Origin of the sequence: Escherichia sp. E10V10, from assembly GCF_004211985.1 — a bacterium.
GTDB lineage: Bacteria > Pseudomonadota > Gammaproteobacteria > Enterobacterales > Enterobacteriaceae > Escherichia.
Map to the genome: position 1 here is coordinate 25,495 of NZ_RHJO01000016.1, position 21,461 is coordinate 46,955.

The 21,461-nt window shown below is 50.6% G+C and carries 21 protein-coding genes; 16 read left to right on the forward strand and 5 right to left on the reverse strand.

Annotated features, from left to right (window positions below; translation table 11 throughout):
* The first annotated feature begins 7 nt into the window (after positions 1-7).
* The 9 genes from D9736_RS16940 (at position 8) to fabY (ending at position 8,795) form a co-directional block, all read left to right on the forward strand.
* Complete coding sequence (locus D9736_RS16940) at positions 8-895, forward strand: aldolase (RefSeq protein WP_000094544.1); 888 nt, start codon at positions 8-10, stop codon at positions 893-895.
* A gap of 32 nt (positions 896-927) precedes the next feature.
* Positions 928-1,938 (forward strand): alcohol dehydrogenase catalytic domain-containing protein, encoded by a 1,011-nt coding sequence (locus D9736_RS16945; RefSeq protein WP_130258782.1) that lies wholly within the window; start codon positions 928-930, stop codon positions 1,936-1,938.
* 69 nt (positions 1,939-2,007) lie between these two features.
* On the forward strand, positions 2,008-3,441 hold the full coding sequence (locus D9736_RS16950; RefSeq protein ID WP_130258783.1) for an MFS transporter: 1,434 nt from the start codon (positions 2,008-2,010) through the stop codon (positions 3,439-3,441).
* Between the two features lie 101 nt (positions 3,442-3,542).
* Positions 3,543-4,892: an MFS transporter gene (locus D9736_RS16955; protein ID WP_105283807.1), complete on the forward strand. Its 1,350-nt coding sequence runs from the start codon at positions 3,543-3,545 to the stop codon at positions 4,890-4,892.
* The gene (locus tag D9736_RS16960) at positions 4,882-5,769 is read left to right on the forward strand and encodes an aldose 1-epimerase (protein WP_130258784.1); all 888 of its coding nucleotides are present in this window, start codon (positions 4,882-4,884) and stop codon (positions 5,767-5,769) included. The genes D9736_RS16955 and D9736_RS16960 overlap by 11 nt, the downstream gene beginning before the upstream one ends.
* Before the next feature lie 140 nt (positions 5,770-5,909).
* Positions 5,910-6,509, forward strand: a complete 600-nt coding sequence (yihX, locus tag D9736_RS16965) for a glucose-1-phosphatase (RefSeq protein ID WP_130223056.1) — start codon at positions 5,910-5,912, stop codon at positions 6,507-6,509.
* Complete coding sequence (locus D9736_RS16970; RefSeq protein WP_000920721.1) at positions 6,503-7,375, forward strand: virulence factor BrkB family protein; 873 nt, start codon at positions 6,503-6,505, stop codon at positions 7,373-7,375. Before yihX ends, D9736_RS16970 begins: the two co-directional genes overlap by 7 nt.
* Positions 7,372-7,809, forward strand: coding sequence for a D-aminoacyl-tRNA deacylase (dtd, locus tag D9736_RS16975; RefSeq protein ID WP_000560983.1), 438 nt, complete (start codon positions 7,372-7,374; stop codon positions 7,807-7,809). Before D9736_RS16970 ends, dtd begins: the two co-directional genes overlap by 4 nt.
* A gap of 44 nt (positions 7,810-7,853) precedes the next feature.
* Positions 7,854-8,795: a fatty acid biosynthesis protein FabY gene (gene fabY, locus D9736_RS16980; RefSeq protein ID WP_001297068.1), complete on the forward strand. Its 942-nt coding sequence runs from the start codon at positions 7,854-7,856 to the stop codon at positions 8,793-8,795.
* A 63-nt stretch (positions 8,796-8,858) separates the two neighbouring features.
* On the opposite strand, the gene D9736_RS16985 is transcribed toward fabY, so the two are convergent.
* Positions 8,859-9,767 (reverse strand): alpha/beta hydrolase, encoded by a 909-nt coding sequence (locus D9736_RS16985; protein ID WP_130258785.1) that lies wholly within the window; start codon positions 9,765-9,767, stop codon positions 8,859-8,861.
* A 228-nt stretch (positions 9,768-9,995) separates the two neighbouring features.
* On the opposite strand from D9736_RS16985, the gene D9736_RS16990 reads away from it, so the two are divergent.
* The 5 genes from D9736_RS16990 to D9736_RS17025 all read left to right on the forward strand — a co-directional run bounded on the left by D9736_RS16990 (position 9,996) and on the right by D9736_RS17025 (position 12,724).
* Positions 9,996-10,307: a type II toxin-antitoxin system RelE/ParE family toxin gene (locus D9736_RS16990; RefSeq protein WP_130258786.1), complete on the forward strand. Its 312-nt coding sequence runs from the start codon at positions 9,996-9,998 to the stop codon at positions 10,305-10,307.
* Entirely contained in the window at positions 10,308-10,598 is a 291-nt protein-coding gene (nadS, locus tag D9736_RS16995) for a NadS family protein (protein WP_000356397.1), read from the forward strand.
* Between the two features lie 1,063 nt (positions 10,599-11,661).
* On the forward strand, positions 11,662-11,880 hold the full coding sequence (locus D9736_RS17015) for a CopG family transcriptional regulator (RefSeq protein WP_130223048.1): 219 nt from the start codon (positions 11,662-11,664) through the stop codon (positions 11,878-11,880).
* Positions 11,881-12,107: 227 nt separating this feature from the next.
* Positions 12,108-12,350, forward strand: coding sequence for a CopG family transcriptional regulator (locus tag D9736_RS17020; protein ID WP_130216196.1), 243 nt, complete (start codon positions 12,108-12,110; stop codon positions 12,348-12,350).
* Entirely contained in the window at positions 12,350-12,724 is a 375-nt protein-coding gene (locus D9736_RS17025; RefSeq protein ID WP_130258788.1) for a type II toxin-antitoxin system VapC family toxin, read from the forward strand. The genes D9736_RS17020 and D9736_RS17025 overlap by 1 nt, the downstream gene beginning before the upstream one ends.
* A 36-nt stretch (positions 12,725-12,760) precedes the next feature.
* Here D9736_RS17025 and fdhE read toward each other — a convergent pair whose 3' ends face one another.
* The 4 genes from fdhE to fdnG are packed head-to-tail and all read right to left on the reverse strand — an operon-like array spanning position 12,761 to position 18,284.
* On the reverse strand, positions 12,761-13,690 hold the full coding sequence (gene fdhE / locus D9736_RS17030) for a formate dehydrogenase accessory protein FdhE (protein ID WP_000027708.1): 930 nt from the start codon (positions 13,688-13,690) through the stop codon (positions 12,761-12,763).
* A complete protein-coding gene (gene fdoI, locus D9736_RS17035) occupies positions 13,687-14,322 on the reverse strand; it encodes a formate dehydrogenase cytochrome b556 subunit (RefSeq protein WP_130216200.1) in 636 nt (211 codons plus the stop codon). The genes fdhE and fdoI overlap by 4 nt, the downstream gene beginning before the upstream one ends.
* Entirely contained in the window at positions 14,319-15,221 is a 903-nt protein-coding gene (gene fdoH, locus D9736_RS17040; RefSeq protein ID WP_000331381.1) for a formate dehydrogenase O subunit beta, read from the reverse strand. The genes fdoI and fdoH overlap by 4 nt, the downstream gene beginning before the upstream one ends.
* A gap of 12 nt (positions 15,222-15,233) precedes the next feature.
* Complete coding sequence (gene fdnG, locus D9736_RS17045; RefSeq protein ID WP_130209998.1) at positions 15,234-18,284, reverse strand: formate dehydrogenase-N subunit alpha; 3,051 nt, start codon at positions 18,282-18,284, stop codon at positions 15,234-15,236.
* Positions 18,285-18,477: 193 nt separating this feature from the next.
* On the opposite strand from fdnG, the gene fdhD reads away from it, so the two are divergent.
* Together fdhD and D9736_RS17055 are read left to right on the forward strand one after the other, a co-directional pair.
* On the forward strand, positions 18,478-19,314 hold the full coding sequence (gene fdhD / locus D9736_RS17050) for a formate dehydrogenase accessory sulfurtransferase FdhD (protein WP_130258789.1): 837 nt from the start codon (positions 18,478-18,480) through the stop codon (positions 19,312-19,314).
* Between the two features lie 310 nt (positions 19,315-19,624).
* A complete protein-coding gene (locus D9736_RS17055) occupies positions 19,625-21,460 on the forward strand; it encodes an ATP-binding protein (RefSeq protein WP_130258790.1) in 1,836 nt (611 codons plus the stop codon).
* Position 21,461 lies beyond the last annotated feature (1 nt).

The following is a 21,461-nucleotide window of genomic DNA, read 5'->3' on the forward strand; positions in this document are numbered from 1 at the left end:
AGTTTCTATGTCATCCCACTTCACCCCATTTACGCTGAAAGATATCTCCCGCCCAGGTGGTGGATTCGCCATGTTAGCTGTCGATCAGCGTGAGGCCATGCGCCTGATGTTTGCGGCAGCAGGGCAGCCCAAACCCATTGCCGACAGTGTACTCACCGATTTTAAGGTTGCCGCGACCCGAATCCTTTCTCCTTATGCTTCTGCCGTTCTGGCGGATAAACAATTTTGTCTTGAGCAAATAGTCGAGCAGGGCGCTGTTGCTAATTCTTGCGGCCTGATTGTCGCTGCCGATCTTTTTATCCCAGGTAATGGCATCCCGGTTGATAGCGTTGAAATAGATATGTCCGTCGACCCGCATAAAGCCCGTGAAATGGGGGCTAAGGCAATGAAATTACTTGTACTCTGGCGTGAAGATGAACCCGCAGAGGAACGTCTGGCAATGGTTGATAAATTTGTTCGTCGCTGCCGTAGTGCCGGGCTGGTTAGCATTATTGAACCTGTGGTGCGTCCACCTCGTCGCGGTTGGGACTTTGATCGTGAAAGCGCCATTGTTGCCGCCGCCGCAGAGCTTGGTGGAACAGAGGCTGATCTTTACAAAGCCGAGATGCCATTAGGGGGCAAAGGCGATGAAAAAACCTTACTTGCCGCCTGTCAGCAACTTAACGATCAGATGAAGATGCCGTGGGTAATTCTTTCTTCTGGCGTTGATGCCGATATTTTTGGCCGTGCAGTAAGTATTGCCATGAAAGGTGGTGCGTCGGGCTTCCTGGCTGGACGAGCGGTTTGGGCGTCGGTTGTTGGTGCACAAGATCCACAAACTATGCTGCGCGATGTCTCTGTTCCTCGTTTACAACGGTTGGCAGAAATTGTCGATGAAGGTATCGCGCAACGCTAATCCCCTATGGATATCGATTCTGGAGAATAACAATGGATAAAATTACCCAGGTTTTATTTTCAGATATTGGGAAAGTCACCACTCAATATGTTGAAGTACCACACCAGGAACTTAAACCGCACGAAGTACGGATTGCGCCCGTGTTCTACGGGATATGCGGTTCGGATCTGCATGTTCTGAAGGGCGGTCATCCGTTTGCCAAACCGCCTGTCGTCCCCGGTCATGAAATTGCAGCGTGCGTTACGGAAATTGGCAGCGACGTTAAAAATGTACAGCCGGGCGATCATGTTGTGGTCGATCCCATCATGGCTTGCATGGAATGCCGGGCCTGCAAAGCAGGACGTTTTAATCTTTGTGAACCACCGCAGGTTGCCGGTTTTCGCGCGCCGGGCTTTGCTCGCTCACAGCACATTGTTCCTGCGCGTAATTGCCATGTTGCACCAGCCTCTTTACCGCTAAAAGTGTTGGCCTTTGCCGAACCGGCGGCTTGTGCTCGCCATTGCGTTAACCGGATGCCGAAGGCTTCTCTGGAAAGCGTACTGGTTATTGGTGCCGGAACGATTGGATTATCTATCGTGCAGGCACTGCGCATTATGGGAGCAGGGAAGATCACCGTGATTGAACCTGACGCTGCCAAACGCGCCCTGGCGTTAAAGCTGGGCGCAGCAGAAGTTTGGGCTCCAGGGGAACTGGCCGCAGATGTGCGATTTACGGGGGCGATTGATGTTGTTGCAGCGCAGGCCACGCTTAATGATGCCTGTACCCGTGTGTATGCCGGAGGCACCGTCGTGTGCATGGGCGTACCGAGTGGGCCGCGTGAAATACCGCTACCGATGATGCAACGTTTCGAGCGTGACTTGCTCAACTCTGGCATGTACATCCCTGAAGATTTCGATGCCGTTATCGAATGGCTGGCGGATGGGCGGTTTGATACCAGTGAACTGGTTACCGATTTATTTGCCATTGAGGATGCAGCGGCAGCGTTCGAACGTGCGCAGCAAAATGATTCCATAAAAGTCATGCTGCAATTTGCGCCGGAATGATTTTCTAAATCTCTGTCTGGCGCTGCGCCACGCTAGCGCCACCCTACAACAATTAAAAAGGACACTGCGATGAGTCAAATCACCAGTCCTGCAACTTATTCAATTAGTCGGCCACAGGACGTAATTGATATTGTTAATAAGAACTCTGCAATCAACACCAGCATCGGCGTTATTTTTATCGCTTTAGGCGGCATATTGATTGATGCCTACCAGGCGGCGATGGTGGGGTTTGGTAATAAATATATTGCCGCTCAATTTGGCATTTCGCCGGGCCTTGCCGCAACCGTTAATGCGTCAGTATTAATCGCCGCGTTAATTGGCGGTTTATTAGCGAACCGAGTAATAAACCGCTTTGGGCAAAAGCGGGCATTTATTATTGGCATGGGGCTGTGCACCATCGGGGCTGCTGCGGTAGCTATTGCGCCCAGTATCTGGTGGGTGCTGGTGTGCCGCGTCATCATGGGCTTTGGCTTAGGCATCGACTTCCCTTTGGCAACCAATGCCGTGGCAGAGCTTCGTGGTTCAACGTCGAAGAAAACCGGAACGTCGGTCAACCTCTGGCAAATGGCCTGGTATGTTTCGACAACCGTTGTTTATTTGGTGCTTTTGCCGCTGCTTCTGTCGGGTATCGCTGAAGAACAGTTGTGGCGTTACGGAATATTCATCGGAGCTATTTTCGCAGTCATCTTCATGGTTTTGCGTTACTTCTTTATTGGTGAATCCGCAATGTGGGCCGCTCGCGTCGGGCGTTACCAGGAAGCCTGCGACATTCTGGGAAAACGTTATGGTGTTCAGGCTCGCGTTGCGGCACCGGGTACAGCAGAAGCCAGATCTTCGCAAAAAGCAGAGAGTAAATACAGTGGTGGATATGGCATCTTATTTAATGATCGTTACCGCAAACGCACCATTCTTGGCTGTGTCGTGGCAACCATGCAGGCGTGGCAATATAACGCCGTAGGTGTTTATCTTCCTCTTACGTTGGCGGGAATAATAAGTGGCGGGCTTACTGGTGCGTTGACGGGTTCTGCCGTCGTGAATGCCCTTTGTGGGGTGACTGGCGGGATGATCGGCTCGTTTATTCTCCAACGACTGGGTACTCGCCGACAATCGATGTATGGATTTGCCGTTGTGACCTTAGCATTACTGTCGTTAGGTGCGCTGGCAACGACTAACCCCTGGCTGTCTTTAGGGTTATTGGGATCAATTATTTTCTTCCATTCAGCGGGTCCTGGTGGGCTGGGTATGACCATTGCCACACTCTCTTATCCTCCTGCTATTCGCCCTACAGGGGTCGGATTTGCCCGCGCGATTATGCGCACCGGTGCGATTGCCGGGCTTATTTTCTGGCCGATGCTGTGGGGTGCGTTGAAAACTGAAGCGTTTTACTGGTTGGCAATTGTGCCATTCCTGGGATTCCTGACCTGCGTATTGATTAATTGGGAACCTTTGGGGGCGAATGTGGATGCCGAAGACGCGGAAGTTCTGGCGGAATTGAACAAATAAACATAACGCGTATCGACATCAGGCCGATGCGCGTATTTATCAGACTGCCCACTTTGTAGTGGGTTATTCCCCAATTTCTCGCCGACCAGGAGAGGAAAATGATGTCTGAAACGTTACCCACACCGCGAGAAGGACTTTCCGGTAAAGCCATGAGACGTGTCGTAATGGGCAGTTTCGCGGGCGCGTTGATGGAATGGTATGACTTCTTTATTTTTGGCACGGCAGCAGGGCTGGTATTTGCTCCGCTTTTTTTCCCGAACAGCGATCCTTTTATAGGTCTTATAGCCTCCTTTGCGACCTTTGGCGTTGGTTTTTTGACTCGTCCCTTAGGTGGCATCGTCTTTGGCCATTTTGGCGATAAAATTGGGCGAAAAATAACACTTATCTGGACACTGGCTATTGTCGGTTGCTCCACATTTTTGATTGGTTTTATTCCGACGTATCAGGAAATTGGGATCTGGGCACCGCTCATATTAATGGCGCTGCGTTTAATTCAGGGCTTTGGTCTTGGTGGCGAGTATGGCGGAGCGGCATTGATGACCATTGAATCTGCGCCCGAATCCCGGCGCGGTTTTTTAGGTTCGCTCCCACAAACGGCTGCATCAGTGGGGATTATGCTGGCAACCGGTGTTTTTGCGCTTTGTAACCATTTACTGACTCAGGAACAGTTTCTCTCCTGGGGATGGCGTATTCCGTTTTGGCTTTCTGCGGTGATGTTGATCGTTGGATTATTTATCCGCCTGCATACTGAGGAGACACTGGATTTTCAAAAGCAAAAAACGACGAATAATAAAGAAAAGTCTGTTCCTCCGTTGATTGAATTATTCAAAAAACATCCGCGAAATATTTTATTGGCACTGGGCGCGAGGCTGGCGGAGAGTGTCTCTTCCAATATTATTAACGCCTTTGGTATTGTTTATATTTCCAGCCAATTAGCATTATCGCGAGATATTCCCCTGACGGGTATGTTGATTGCCTCGGCGATCGGTATTTTCAGTTGCCCATTGGTTGGATGGTTATCAGATCGTATAGGTCAAAAATGTCTGTATTTATCAGGCGCGGGATTTTGTGTCCTGTTCGCGTTTCCTTTCTTCTTATTGCTGGATAGTAAAAGTACGCTCATCATCTGGTGCAGTATGATCCTCGGCTATAACTTAGGCCCGACGATGATGTTCGCCGTGCAGCCGACACTCTTCACCCGCATGTTCGGCACCAAAGTACGATATACCGGCCTTTCTTTTGCCTATCAATTTTCCGCGATTCTTGGCGGATTAAGCCCTCTTATCGCCTCAAGTTTGCTGGCGCTAGGGGGAGGAAAGCCGTGGTATGTCGCTCTGTTTTTATTTGCTGTCTCAGTTCTTTCTTTTGTTTGCGTCTGGCTGATTGAGCCGACTGATGAACAAGAAACCGCTTCTTACCGCTACATCAGGGAACAATCTCATGAAAACTGAACGGAAAAACGAACATCACCTGGCGCTACAGCTCGCATTTGACGCGCCCTGGCCTGGGCCTGTAGGAGAGTTAGTTACGCTGGAAAAAGGCAATATTCGCCTGCAGATTTATCCGCATGATGGTGCCAGGATAACCTCGTTACAGGCATTTGGTTCTGAAGTATTACGCCAATGGCAGCCACAGCGCAGAGCTTTTCAGTACGGCTGTTTTCCAATGGTGCCGTGGGCAGGGCGACTGGGGAATGCGACGCTGAATGTTGGTGGGCAATGTTATTCTTTACCCGCCAATAAACCACCACATGCGTTGCATGGTATGGCTTGTTACTCAACGTGGGAAATCATCGACAAAACAATAGATTCCCTGACTTTACGTATGCCCCTGGCTTCACCGTGGCCCTGGCAAGGGGAAGTGATTCAGACTTTTTTGCTGGAGAATGATGCGCTGGTTTTGCAACTGGAAATCCATTCACATGCCGATACATTCCCGGCCTCTGCAGGCTGGCATCCGTGGTTTGCGAAAAAGCTGACCCCGCAAAGCACAGAATCGTTGCAGGTGCTTTTTGATGCGGACTGGCAAGAAGAAGCGGGTAGTGATGAACTGCCAACAGGAAATCGCATCTCTCCTCAAGCCGGTCCCTGGGATGACTGTTTTGGTTTTTATGACGGGGTGAAGGTTAAGCTACTGTGGCCTGGTAAACTCGCGATGACCATGACTTCTTCTGCAAACAGTCTGGTGGTATTTGATAAACAGCCTGATGCTACCTGTGTTAATCCGCTTACCCAGGCACCTAACACAATAAATTTAACGCCAGAATTGGTGATGCCAGAGAAGCCGCTGGTCATCGAAACTCGTTGGCAATTTACACCTGAATCTTAACCATTCATCTATTGCGAAAAAGCCAGTGAAATTACTCTGCTTTTTCGCAATCAGCATCACAAGATTACCCTTATTGCCACATAGCCAAACCCATCCTTTCCCGCTACAGTTAATTTCTTGTGGCGAGAAAGGAGGCAAAAATGCTCTATATCTTTGATTTAGGTAATGTGATTGTCGATATCGACTTTAACCGTGTGCTGGGAACCTGGAGCGATTTAACGCGTATTCCGCTGGCATCGCTTAAGAAGAGTTTTCATATGGGGGAGGCTTTTCATCAGCATGAGCGCGGGGAAATTAGCGACGAAGCGTTCGCAGAGGCGATGTGTCATGAGATGGCTCTACCGCTAAGCTACGAGCAGTTCTCCCACGGCTGGCAGGCGGTGTTTGTCGCGCTGCGCCCGGAAGTGATCGCCATCATGCATAAACTGCGTGAGCAGGGGCATCGCGTGGTGGTGCTTTCCAATACCAACCGCCTGCATACCACCTTCTGGCCGGAGGAATACCCGGAAATCCGTGATGCTGCTGACCATATCTATCTTTCGCAAGATCTGGGCATGCGCAAACCTGAAGCACGAATTTACCAGCATGTTTTGCAGGCAGAAGGTTTTTCACCAGACGATACGGTCTTTTTCGACGATAACGCCGATAATATAGAAGGAGCAAATCAGCTAGGCATTACCAGTATTCTGGTGAAAGATAAAACCACCATCCCGGACTATTTCGCGAAGGTGTTATGCTAAAAACCATCCATGAAAAAGCCAGGCATCGTACCCGTCCGCTATGGGCCTGGCTGAAACTACTCTGGCAACGCATTAATGAGGACAACATGACCACCCTGGCAGGTAATCTTGCCTATGTGTCGTTGCTCTCATTAGTGCCGCTGGTTGCCGTTGTTTTTGCACTTTTCGCCGCTTTTCCCATGTTTTCCGACGTCAGCATTCAGTTGCGTCACTTTATTTTTGCCAACTTTCTGCCTGCCACTGGCGACGTTATCCAGCAATATATTGAACAGTTTGTTGCCAATTCCAACAAGATGACCGCCGTCGGGGCATGTGGCCTGATCGTCACGGCGTTATTGCTGATGTATTCCATTGATAGTGCATTGAATGCCATCTGGCGAAGTAAACGGGTACGGCCAAAAATTTACTCGTTTGCTGTGTACTGGATGATTTTAACGCTGGGGCCGCTGCTGGCAGGGGCCAGTCTGGCGATCAGTTCCTATTTGCTCTCCCTGCGCTGGGCGAGCGATCTCAATACTGTCATCGACAATGTGCTGCGTATTTTTCCGCTGCTGTTGTCGTGGATCTCCTTTTGGTTGCTTTACAGCATCGTTCCCACCATCCGCGTACCGAATCGTGATGCTATTGTCGGCGCGTTTGTCGCCGCACTCCTGTTCGAAGCAGGAAAGAAAGGTTTCGCGCTTTATATCACCATGTTCCCGTCATATCAGCTCATTTACGGCGTGCTGGCGGTGATACCCATTCTCTTTGTCTGGGTCTACTGGACATGGTGTATCGTCTTGCTTGGCGCGGAAATTACTGTCACTCTCGGGGAATACCGCAAACTAAAACAAGCAGCTGAACAAGAAGAAGACGACGAACCATGATTGCATTAATTCAACGCGTAACCCGTGCCAGCGTCACCGTGGAGGGAGAAGTGACGGGCGAAATTGGCGCGGGACTTTTGGTGTTATTGGGTGTCGAAAAGGATGACGACGAACAGAAAGCAAACCGTCTGTGCGAGCGTGTGCTCGGCTACCGCATCTTCAGCGATGCCGAAGGCAAGATGAATCTCAACGTGCAACAGGCGGGCGGTAGTGTGCTGGTAGTTTCCCAGTTTACCCTCGCCGCAGATACCGAACGGGGGATGCGCCCAAGTTTCTCCAAAGGCGCATCACCGGATCGCGCAGAGGCGTTATATGACTATTTCGTCGAACGCTGCCGTCAACAAGAGATGAACACGCAAACAGGACGCTTCGCTGCGGATATGCAGGTATCGCTGGTCAATGATGGTCCCGTGACATTCTGGTTGCAGGTATGAGCCAGCTTCCAGGGGTGTCACGGGAAACAAGAGAGAGTATCGCTATGTATCACCTTCGGGTTCCACAAACAGAAGAAGAATTAGAGCGCTACTATCAGTTCCGCTGGGAGATGTTGCGTAAACCCCTGCATCAACCAAAAGGTTCGGAACGCGACGCGTGGGATGCGATGGCGCATCACCAGATGGTCGTCGACGAGCAGGGTAATCTGGTGGCAGTAGGGCGGCTGTATATTAATGCCGATAACGAAGCATCCATTCGCTTTATGGCCGTTCATCCCGACGTGCAAGACAAAGGGCTGGGAACGCTGATGGCGATGACCCTGGAGTCAGTGGCGCGCCAGGAAGGCGTTAAGCGCGTGACCTGCAGCGCCCGTGAAGACGCGGTGGAGTTTTTTGCCAAGCTGGGGTTTGTTAATCAGGGGGAGATCACCACGCCAACCACCACGCCAATTCGCCATTTTTTGATGATTAAACCCGTCGCCACTCTGGATGACATTCTGCATCGCGGCGACTGGTGCGCGCAGTTGCAACAAGCGTGGTATGAACACATCCCGCTTAGTGAAAAAATGGGCGTGCGCATTCAGCAATATACCGGGCAAAAATTTATCACCACCATGCCGGAAACCGGCAATCAGAATCCGCATCATACGCTGTTTGCCGGGAGTTTATTCTCGCTGGCAACGCTTACCGGTTGGGGGCTAATCTGGTTGATGCTGCGCGAACGCCATCTCGGTGGAACGATTATTCTGGCGGATGCGCATATCCGCTACAGCAAGCCGATTAGCGGTAAACCTCATGCGGTAGCCGACCTCGGTGCCTTAAGCGGCGATCTTGACCGTCTGGCGCGCGGACGAAAAGCACGGGTACAGATGCAGGTCGAAATCTTTGGCGACGAGACGCCGGGGGCAGTGTTTGAAGGCACGTATATCGTTCTTCCCGCGAAGCCATTTGGCCCGTATGAAGAGGGCGGGAACGAAGAAGAGTAGGGGCGTTTTACTTGACTGAAAAGGTTTTCAATCTGAAAACCTTTTCAGGGCCCAGGTCCGAAGTTACCCTCCCGCTCTCCAGGCAACATCCCGTAGTGCCGATCGCGCGGCCTCACTGATACCACCTAACTGAAAAAATCCGTGGATAACGCCAGGGTAGCGTTGGCAGGTACATTGCACTCCTTGCTCGGTCATGTGGTGATACAACGCTTCGCCTTCATCACAAAGCGGATCATATTCTGCGGTAATGATATGAACAGTCGGCAAGCCATTAAAATCATCGCGCCATAGAGGACTGGCTTCAGGATGCTTGCGATCAATATCTGGCAGGTACATCTCAAAGCCGCTCAGTAGAGTATCGCGTGTAATGATGTAATCGTGACCATTGCGTATGTAGCTTTCGAAATGCGCAGTCGCATCAAGCATGGGATAAATTAAGATGAGTTGTGCTGGTTGCCACTCGCCAGCACGCTTTAATCGCAAAGCAGTTACCAGCGCCAGATGTCCGCCCGCACTGTCACCGGCAAGAGTTATCCGTTGTTTATCAACGCCGAGTCGTTCGGCGTGTTGCCAGACTAATTCTGCACCTTGTTGCGCATCATCATGGGCGGCGGGGAAAGTATGTTCCGGTGCCAGCCGATACTGGACGGTAATAACACGACATTGCCCGTAATAGGCTAACTGGCGCAGCTGGTTGTCGTGAGTTGCGAACCCGCCGCTAACAAAACAGCCACCGTAGTAATAAATTATCGTCGGGAGTAATGTCGGGGCATTCAGCGGTGACACTATTCGTAAGGTCATCCCTTCAAGTTCGATAGTCTGAATATCTACCCGCGTTTCTGTCTCATCCGCAAGGACAGCGCTGGCGATATAGCCCTCCCTGCGCTGCGCAATACTTTGTTGACGCAATGAGGGGCGACCCGCAGCGATAAATTCTTCGACTAACTCTGCAATTCCTTTTTCCAGTGTCATAGTAGAACTCATTTTGCTGTATGAATGTACAGTTTTATACACCCGTTTTTGTTGGATGGATACAGGGAAATTCACGGGCGTGAAAAATCTGGAAAGCGTCTCGCAAATGTAAAGACAAACCCGGCAGAGACATGGTTTTGCTGGAGCACTATCAGTAAGCTAGTGGTTTCAAGGGTACGTCAATGACGTACAAAAAGGATTGTTACTCTAAGCCAATGGCGTATAATTATGCTCTTCATCGAAACGGAAATTTTTACTGAAGATGTTCAAAAACTGCTGAACGACGATGAATTCAGTCGTTTTCAGTTTTTCCTGGCCTTGAATCCTGACTATGGTGAGGTAATACCTGAAACTGGTGGGTTAAGAAAGGTTCGATGGGTGGCAGGAGGAAAGGGGAAACGTGCTGGAGTCAGGGTTATTTACTTTCATCAGGTTAAACGTTATGAGATCAGATTGCTGCTTATTTATCGTAAGGGTATTAAAGATGATCTGTCTCCCCAGGAAAAAGCAATGCTCCGGTTGTTAAATACGAGGTGGTAAATGGATAAGGCACTTTTTGAGCGGTTGACTCACAGCATGGCCCAGATGAATGAAATTATTGAAGGAACGCGACAGCCTTCGCGGACTTTTGAAGTTGATGCTATGAAAATCAAAGAAATACGCCGCGCTTCAGGGTTGTCACAATCTAAATTTGCCGATCTTATTTCTGTAAGCGTAGACACGTTGCGTAACTGGGAGCAGGGGCGGCGTTCACCGACCGGGCCTGCAAAGGCTTTGCTGCGAGCGATTGCCAATGATCCGCAACATGTGCTGCAAGCACTTAACCGTTAGAGGCATGGTTATGCCATACAGAAAGCACCAGCATTCAGAACTCCTATGAAAGCGGCATAGTGCCGCCTGCTCAGGAGTTTTGCTATGACCCGTAATCGTGCTGAACGTCGCCATCATATGGCGCGATTAAAAAAAATCCGCTGTCGTTATCGCACTGCAGGCGATGGAAGCAAAAAAGCATCAGGTGTTTGCTTTCGTACTCCCTGTATTTGTTCTTGTTGGATGTGTGGGCATCGACGCTATCATAATGGTCCCCGCGTATCGGAAATTCGTGCAAAAGCACGCTATGCGAATTAAGGGAAAATGATGAACTATTTTAAGGAAGCACATTTTTAGAACTCTCAACAGGAGACTAAAAATGTCCACCTTTAATACGCGTAAAGATAGGGATCGTAATGGTAAAGCGAAGCCGCATAAGCATTCAGGGATCCCAACACTGACAGGTAAATGGCGTCACCCTTCAATGGATTGTTGGGTAAACTACAGTATACCGGGCGATCATGAATGGAAGCGGCTCTATACTACGCTTCGCCGTCGCGCCGATGATCGACGCCAATGCTATAGAGTGATGCGGGGGGATGATCCGGACGGAATCGTTTGGTTCCCGGACTGTTATCCGCAAATTTACTACTACTAGCAATCAAAGACCAGTTGGTGGCAGCACTGACTGGTCTGCGATGGATGATAAATTTTACCTTAAACCTGGTGCGGTAAAGACACTGACTTTTTTCGGGTACACCATGCGAATAAGGCAACCGAAGACCCATGCAAAACAGATCAAAAAATAAATATTCTTGAATGTGATATATCATAAGAATTCATAGTTCATCCTTATTGTTTGTCTTTTTTCTGTGGGTGCGCCAGCATCTGATTAATAATAAATTATCCCGGACGATAGCTGAACCGTGTTTCAATAATAATTTAAATAAGTGCAACTGTTGCATTATTTCTGGAAAACGTCTCGCAAAAACAAAACAATATGAAAAAATCCGCTTTCGGTAATTAACTTTCTGGCGTAATTTTCGCACATACATTAATGAGAAATATATGTAAGGTGGTGAAAATGGCGATGAATACGGTTTTTCTTCATTTATCAGAAGAGGTAATTAAAAGGCTGAATAAGCTCAGGGGCTGGCGTAAAGTTTCGCGATCTGCAATTTTACGCGAAGCGGTAGAGCAATATCTGGAGCGGCAGCAATTTCCGGTGCGTAAGGCAAAAGGCGGCAGGAAAAGGGACGAGGCAGTTGGTGTTGAAGAACTATGTAAGCAGCATAAGGAATGACAAAAAGATTTTTTCATTCTTGAATATAAAAACAAAAAGCCAGATGCTCTTATTCTGGCATTAACACAAGGCTGTTTTACCTGAACTTATAATAACTGCAACTGTTACATCATATCTGGAAAACGCCTCGCAAAAATAAAAAGTGATGCGTAAATGAGCTTTCTTTAAAGGTTTTGCAAGAGTATTTTGCTCATCATGCATTCAAAAATGATATACTGGAGGTATATATGAGCGCTATGGCAGGTATGGATATGGGCAGAATTTTACTCGATTTATCCGATGAGGTGATTAAGCGACTTGATGATCTCAAAGTGCAGCGCAATCTTCCTCGCGCAGAGCTGTTACGAGAAGCGGTAGATCAATATCTGGAAAATCAATCGAAAACGACAATATCCAGTGCTCTTGGTATCTGGCAAGGGTGTGATGAAGATGGTGTCGAATATCAGCGTAAGCTGCGCGAGGAATGGTAATGGCAAAAAGAACTGCGCTTTTTGATACCAATATCCTTATCGATTTGTTCAGCGGACGAATTGAGGCAAAACAGGCACTGGAGGCATGGCCCCTACAGAATGCGATTAGTCTGGTCACCTGGATGGAGGTGCTAGTTGGCGCTAAAAAATATGATCAAGAACATCGCACACGGATTGCAATGAGTGCGTTTAACGTTATTGGGATTTCGCAGGATATCGCGGAACGAAGCGTTGCTTTAAGGCAGGAGTATAGAATGAAACTTCCAGATGCCATTATTCTGGCAACAGCACAGATTTATGGCTTTGAACTAGTAACGCGAAATACGAGAGATTTTGCGGGAATAGCAGGTGTCCTCACACCTTATGAGCTGTAATCCGGGCGACCTGCGCCACCCGGAAAACGTCAGAGATTACTCCCCTTCACCCGGAAACAGGAACGGGTTGATGGAACTACGGGCGTAGCCTTCTTGCTCCATTCGCGCGTCCAGGACCAGAGAGGCGAGGTCATCTGCCACGGCTTCAACTTTTGGTTCTTTTTCCTGATAAAGAATCTTCAGGTAAGTGCCGCAGTCATCGCAGCTTTCGGCTTTAATCGCGGCCTGTTCGTCATCCAGCGACCAGTAATGCAGTTTGCCGCTCTGTTCACAGTTGCTGCATTTTACGCGCACTACGTGCCATTCGGTTTCACACAGGTTGCAGTGCAGGTAACGCAGACCCTGAGTGGTGCCAATTTGCACCATGCTGGACACAGGCATAGAACCACAAACCGGGCAATATTGACGTTGTTCGCCGTATTCAGCGCGGGCCTTGCCGGGAATCAGATTGGCCATCTGCGCCCAGTAGAGCGACAGTGCAGCCCAGATAAACGGCGCTTTATCGCTGCTGACGGACGAGAAATCAGAGGCAAACAGTGCGCTGGCCATATCTTCCAGCTCCTGGGTCGATGCCTTCTCCAGATTCTCAATCACTGCCAGCGCCGGGCCGCTCATTTCAGGTTTCAGTTCAGCAATCAGCGCCATCAGCAGTTTTTGCCAGTGCTTATCACGCGGCAGAACGTGAATATCCAGCGGGGGCTTGCCCTGTGCGCTGGCTTCTTTAATGCGTGCAGTCAGATCCATCTCCAGCGGATGGTCGTACAGCACCACTTCCTGGGCGTGGGCGATAAGCGCAGCAAAGCGCAGGTAATCACCCAGCGGATTATTTTCTGCCAGCTCGCGCAGACGCTCGGCGCGGCGGTTGTATAAATTCTTGAGCCGAGGGAACAATAACGGCGGAATCATATCCGCCGTACGTTTCTCGCTCGAACCCAGCTCATCTTGCGGGATTATGCGAATACTCATTCAGCTTTCTTTTCCGTTGTCTTGCGGACCTCACGGTACCAGCGCGGGTGATGTTTCTTCGCCCAGGCGCTGGTAACCCATCCTTCCACCATGGCGGTAATCGTGCCTTTCACCCAAAGGGCGGCATAGATATGCACCATGATAACCACAATTAACGCCACTGCGGCAAATGAATGCAGCATTAACGCGAATCGGATCACCGGGATTGAGAAAGCAGGCGCAAAATAAGGACGCCAGATAATCACGCCGCTCACCAGCAGCAGAACCAGGAAAATAATCGCCGCCCAGAAAACGCATTTCTGACCGAAGTTATAACGCCCGGTGTCACCTACTTCCTCGTTGACGACGATCTTACGAATATTCTTTGCCCAAAAGATATCATCCCGATTGATTAGGTTGTGATGCCAGTAACGGAAAAACATGATGATGAACGAGGCAAACATAACCACGCCGACAAACGGGTGCAGAATTCGCGCCAGCTGCGGTGTGCCCATGATTTGCATCAACCAGTTGAAGGAAGGGAAGAAAAAGCCCAGCCCGCTCACCGCCGCCAGGATGAAGCAGAAGGCGGTGATCCAGTGGTTGATACGTTCCGGCGCGGTGTAGCGCACGATGGTGTCACGTCGTTTCATTTGCGCTCCTCGTCTTTCTCTTCGTGCAGATTGTTCTCTTCCTCATCCGCACGGTTCGGACCGACACCCACGTAGTGGAAGATACTGGCCGCAAAGGTAGCCGCAAAGCCAACAGCCGCGAGCGGTTTCCAGATGCCTTTCCAGAATTTCACGGTTTGGCTGATTTCCGGGTTCTCCGGCAAGCCATGATACAGATTTGGCTTGTCAGCATGGTGCAGCACGTACATGACGTGTGTACCACCAACGCCTGCCGGATCGTACAGACCCGCATTGTCGTAACCACGGGTTTTCAGCTCAGCCACGCGCTCGCTCGCCAGCGTTTTCATCGACTCTTTCGTACCGAAGTGAATCGCACCCGTCGGGCAGGTTTTCACGCAGGCCGGTTCTTGCCCAACCACCACGCGGTCAACGCACAGCGTACATTTGTAGACGCGGTTGTCTTCCGGGTTGAGGCGCGGAATATCGAACGGGCAGCCCGCAATGCAATAACCGCAGCCAATGCACTGCTCGGACTGGAAGTCGACGATACCGTTGGCATACTGAATAATTGCCCCTTCCGCCGGGCACGCTTTCAGGCAGCCTGGATCGGAACAGTGCATACAGCCGTCTTTGCGGATCAGCCATTCCAGTTTGTCGTTCTGCTCCACTTCCGAGAAGCGCATTACCGTCCACGATTTGGCGCTTAAATCATTGGGGTTGTCGTACACCCCAATGTTATTGCCGACGGTATCGCGAATGTCGTTCCACTCTGAACACGCCACCTGACAGGCTTTACAGCCGATGCAGGTGGTGACGTCGATGAGTTTCGCCACTTCTTCCTGGAAGTCCCGCGCCTGAGGCGCGGGGGTCAGACCGTTAGTCGCGGAGCGACGAATAATGTCTTGCGATTGATAAGCCATATGTCGTCTCCGTTATACCTTTTCCACATTCACAAGGAAGGACTTAAACTCTGGCGTCTGCGTGTTCGCATCACCAACGAATGGCGTCAACGTATTGGCAATAAAGCCTTTTTTCGCAACACCTTCATAGCCCCAGTGAATCGGAATACCGATGGTATCGATATCTTTGCCGTTCGCTTTCAGCGTGCGAATGCGTTTGGTCACCACCGCTTTGGCTTTGATATAGCCACGGTTGGAGGAGACTTTCACGGTATCGCCCTGGGCAATGCCAAGTTTATTCGCCAGCGACTCCCCGATTTCCACAAACTGCTCTGGTTGCAAAATCGCGTTCAACAGCGCGTGTTTGGTCCAGTAGTGGAAGTGCTCGGTCAGACGATAGGTGGTTCCGACATACGGGAACTTATCGGCTTTACCCAATGCTTCGGCGTCGTCTTTAAAGATACGCGCAGCCGGGTTCGAGATAACGTTTGGATGCAGCGGGTTAGTTCCCAGCGGCGTTTCAAACGGCTCGTAGTGTTCCGGGAATGGACCTTCCGCCATCTTATCGAGGGCAAACAGACGCCCCATGCCTTCCTGCTGCATGATAAACGGCCCGACGCCACTGCCCGGAGGTGCTGCGCTGTAGTCCGGAATATCCCAGCCGGTCCACTTAGTGCCGTCCCATTTCAGTAACTGACGCTTCGGATCCCACGGGTTACCCTGCGGATCTGCGGAGGCGCGGTTATACAGAATGCGGCGGTTAAGCGGCCATGCCCATGCCCAGCCCAGCGTGTTACCGAGGCCAGACGGATCGGCGTTATCACGACGCGCCATCTGGTTGCCTTCCGGCGTCCAGCTACCGGCGAAAATCCAGCAGCCACAGGAGGTTGTACCGTCATCGCGCAGTTGGGCAAACGAGCTAAGTTGTTGGCCTTTCTTGACGATAACCGCACCGGTTGCCGGATCGGTAATATCGGCCAGCGCCTTACCGTTGCTCTCCATCGCCACTTCTTCTGAAGATGGCTCATGCGGAATGGCGTAGTTCCAGGTCATGTTCAGCACCTGGTCCGGGTTCGCACCACCCTGTTCGGCATACATCTTGCGCAAGCGCAGGAAGATACCGGAGAGGATCTCGCCGTCAGTCAGCGCAATCCCCGGGGCGTCCGCACCTTTCCAGTGCCACTGCAACCAGCGACCTGAGTTAACGATAGAACCGTTCTCTTCCGCGAAGCAGGTCGATGGCAGACGGAACACTTCGGTCTGGATCTTCGACGAGTCAACTTCGTTCAGCTCACCGTGGTTCTGCCAGAAGTTAGAGGTTTCAGTGTTCAGCGGGTCGATGGTGACGAGGAACTTCAGTTTCGACAGACAACCGATCACTTTGTTTTTGTTCGGGAATGAGGCAACCGGGTTAAAGCCCTGGCAGATATAGCCATTGACCTTGCCCTCTTTCATCATCTCGAAGTATTGCAGGACGTCGTAGCCTTTATCCCACTTCGGCAACCAGTCAAAGCCCCAGCTATTTTCCGCCGTCGCTTTATCACCAAAGAAGGCCTTCATCATGGAGACGAAGAATTTCGGGTAGTTGCTCCAGTAGTTAACCTGTCCTTCCAGCAGCGGTTTCGGCGTGCTGGCGGCGAGGTAGGTTTGCAGATCAGTCTGCTTCTCGCTTGGTAGCGTCATGTAACCTGGCAGGCTCTGCGACAGCAGCCCCAGGTCCGTCAGCCCCTGAATGTTGGAGTGACCGCGCAGGGCGTTAACGCCGCCGCCTGCCATCCCCATGTTGCCGAGCAGCAGTTGGATCATCGCCATCGTACGAATGTTCTGCGCACCAACGGAGTGTTGCGTCCAGCCGAGCGCGTAGAGGAACGAGGCGGTTTTATCGTGAGCACTGGTTTCTGCGATGTATTCGCAGACTTTCAGGAACGCGTCTTTTGGCGTACCACAGATGTTTTCAACCACATCTGGCGTGTAGCGGGAAACGTGCTGTTTCAGCAAGTTCCACACGCAGCGCGGATGTTGCAGCGTGGTATCGCGTTTGGCGAAGCCGTTTTCGTCCAGTTCGTAAGTCCAGCTGGATTTATCGTACTTGCGTTTTTCCGCGTCGTAGCCGGTGAACAGGCCATCTTCAAAGCCGTAATCCTCACGCACGATAAGGCTAGCGTTGGTATAGGCTTCGGTGTATTCGCGGTTGAATTTTTCATTGTTCAGCAGGTACAGCAATACGCCTGACAGGAAAGCAATGTCAGTACCGGAACGAATAGGAGCATAGTAGTCAGCCACCGCCGCCGTACGCGTAAAGCGAGGATCGATCACAATCAGCTTCGCGCCGTTGTGAATTTTGGCTTCCATCGCCCAGCGGAACCCGACCGGGTGTGCTTCAGCGGCGTTACCGCCCATCACCACGACGAGGTTGGCGTTCTTGATGTCGACCCAGTGGTTGGTCATCGCACCGCGACCAAATGTTGGAGCAAGACTTGCTACCGTTGGTCCGTGTCAGACACGCGCCTGGTTGTCGACCGCGAGCATACCCAGCGCGCGGGAGAATTTTTGCGTTAAATAGCCGGTTTCGTTACTCGACGCGGAAGCACACAGCATCCCGGTGGAGAGCCAGCGGTTAACAGTCACGCCTTCGGCGTTTTGCGCAATGTAGTTAGCATCGCGGTCTTCTTTCATCAGTTTGGCGATGCGATCAAACGCCTCTTCCCAACTGATTTGCTGCCATTTATCAGAACCTGGCGCACGGTATTCCGGAAACTTCAGACGGCTTTCGGAGTGGATGAAATCCACCAGGCCAGCGCCTTTCGGACAAAGTGCACCGCGGTTGACCGGGTGATCCGGATCGCCTTCGATATGGAAGATAGATGCTTTGGCGTTTTTTGCTCCGTCACCGAGGCTGTACATCAACAGCCCACAGCCTACGGAACAATAGGTGCAGGTATTACGGGTTTCGCGGGTGCGCAGCAGTTTATACTGCCGGGTTTCCGCGAGTGCTACGCTGGGTGCAAAACCCAGTGCCGCTGCCGTGGTGCCTGCCATACCGCCAGCGCAGATCTTAAAGAACTGCCTTCTGCTGACCTGCATGGATTGCTCCTTGTTTCGACATTGTCACGTCCCATTTACATTCGCTTGCTGAGTGTGCAGGGAGTGGGAGTTATTTTTCTTTGCGGAAGGGGCCGCAAAGGTCCAGAATTGGCTCAATTTCCCTCCATCCAGGAAGGGTTTGTAACAGAATACCATAATGTTGGTGTGTGTGTTCTTATCTGGTTAATATAAAGTGAAAAAAACACGGCAAAAAGAAGTCAAAAATGTGACAAATGTCACAGGCGTTAGCCAAATTGAGTTATGGCGTCGTGACGATTTACAACACCCACGGTTAGATGAGGTAGCGGAAGAAGTTCCCGTTGCGCTGGTGTACAACGGTATTTCGCATGTGGTGATGATGGCATCGCCCAAAGACCTTGAACTGTTTGCGCTCGGTTTTTCGCTTTCCGAAGGAATTATCGAAAGTCCGCGCGATATCTTCGGCATGGATGTCGTTCCTTCCTGTAACGGTCTGGAAGTGCAAATTGAGCTGTCCAGCCGCCGTTTTATGGGGCTTAAAGAGCGCCGTCGCGCGCTGGCCGGGCGCACGGGCTGTGGTGTATGTGGTGTAGAACAGCTTAATGACATCGGAAAACCGGTGCAGCCGCTGCCGTTCACCCAGACGTTTGATCTCAACAAACTGGATGATGCGTTGCGCCAACTCACCGACTTCCAGCCAGTGGGGCAACTGACTGGTTGTACTCACGCCGCCGCCTGGATGTTGCCATCTGGCGAACTGGCGGGCGGACATGAAGACGTGGGCCGCCATGTGGCGCTGGATAAACTGCTGGGCCGCCGGGCGCAAGAAGGTGAAAGCTGGCAGCAAGGTGCGGTGCTGGTTTCCAGCCGTGCCAGTTATGAAATGGTGCAAAAGTCGGCGATGTGCGGCGTAGAGATTTTGTTTGCGGTATCTGCCGCGACCACGCTTGCTGTAGAAGTGGCTGAACGCTGTAATTTGACGCTGGTGGGCTTTTGTAAGCCGGGGCGGGCAACGGTTTATACCCATCCGCAGCGTTTGATTCATAATTAAAGAAATACCGCAATTCTGATTCTGGATTGCGGTTTTATTTTTCTATTAAATAATCCTCAATATATTATTCAGCATTCAAATAATAATTTCATCACAAGAAATTATCTCGTTAACTCCGGTTTATATCGATATACTCCAGTCGCATTAATCCTTTAAGAATTAATCATTATTTATATAAGACATTTTGTTTTAATCATCGCATCAATAAATAAATGTTTCCGATGAGTGAATGAAAATAACAAACCTTGCACCGGTTGTAAAAACAGCAATGTATTTTCAATAGTAGGTGATGGATTATGAGTATTGAAAAATGAGTACATTACAGTTACCTGGCAGTTCATATTCTACAGAAGTTAATTTAAACGGCTTAATTGAGGTGCTCAGCAAGCATCTTTACTCCACTCCCGTGGTTGCCGTGCGCGAGCTGGTGCAGAACGGCCATGATGCGATTGTGCGCCGCAGGATTGAGCAGCCCGATGCGCCAAAGGATAACCAAATTCGTGTGGTGGCTGACGTGGCGAAGTCCACTATCACTATTACCGATACCGGTGCGGGACTGACAGAAAGCGAAATTCACGGCTTCCTGGCTACAGTGGGCGTGGGTTATACCCGAATGTTGCGCCAGCAGGATGACAACACCGGTTTAATTGGTATGTTCGGCCTCGGTTTTTTGTCGGACTTTGTACTGGCAAAAGAGGTCACGGTGTTGACCACATCCTGGCAAACGCCGGATCAGAGCTGGAAATACCACTCTACCGACGGGCAAAAATATACCGTTACGCCGCATCAGTCCTCGGAAACAGGAACGCAGGTGATTCTGACGCTCAAGGAAGAGTACAGCCATCTGGCGAGTAATAATTTGCTGAACCGCGTTCTTTCCCGCTACTGCATATTGCTGCACGAACCGGTCTATGTCGGCGATGCCAGCGAGCCGGTAAATAAACTTCAACCACCGTGGCGTGACGTTGCCCCCGAAGGCGTAACCATGCACCGCGCGCTGGTACAGCGTAAAAATCTCGCCTTTGCCGCCCAGTTTGAATCCTCCTTCGAACCGATTTGCACCATTCCGGTGGTGCCAGCGGGAATGAGCGACGCGGTTGGGATTTTATGGATTCAGGATGGCGCGACCTACGGCACCAGCGATAACCGCAACCTGTCGTTGTTTTTGCGCGGCATGTTACTGGATGATGAAGCGCGTGAGTTGTTACCGCCCTGGGCCGGATTTATTGGCGGCGTGATTGAGTCATCGAAACTGACGCCGACGGCAAGCAGGGAAGATCTCCAGCGGGATGAAACCTGGGTTGCGGTACAAGAGGCGTTAAAAGAGGCGCTGATTTCTGGTTTGTCCGATCTCGCACAAAATCAGCCAGAAATCTGGCGGCGTGTATTAATGCGCCACAACGAAGCGTTGCTGGGTGCGGCCTTGTGTGATGACCGTCTGTTTGATTTGCTCAAAGATCGCTTGCAGGTGCCAACGTCAAAAGGCGCGCTGCTGGCGAAGGATTTACGCGTTAATAACAGCATTCATATTCTGTTAAGCCGCGACGGCGGTTTTGAAGAGATGTTGTTCCACATTCTGCAACGGCCTGTAGCCCGTGGCGATCGCTATGCGGTGGTGCCATTTTTACGCCGTTGGGCGCTGTTATATCACTGCCGGATTATCGAAGTCGGTACGCAAACAGGTAATGAGCAGTTGTTCAGCCTGGCAGAATTACCCGAAGAGCAGGTGGCTTATCTGGAAGAGCATCTCTGCGATGACGAGCAATTAATTATCTCTCGCTTCGAACCAGCGGTTTTACCGCTCGTGGTCACGCCAGACCGCGAAGCAGAATTAAAACAAATTCTCGAACAGGATGACGCAGATAAACGCATCAGTACCGCAGCGTTAATGCTGGCGCGGCAATTTACCTCGCAAATCCAAAAAACGAAAACCTCAAGTCTGTATATCAATCTTAATAACCCCTGTGTCATGCAACTGGTGACGGCCTTACAACAGCATCAGCAGCCAGCGGCAGCATTACGGTTATTAAAATCACTGAAAGTGATTTTGTGCTCCAGCGGTAATAAAGAACAGCAGTGGGATTTACACCAGGCACTGGAAGATTTTACTCAGGTTATTCCTGTCTTAATTAATCAAGGAAAATAAA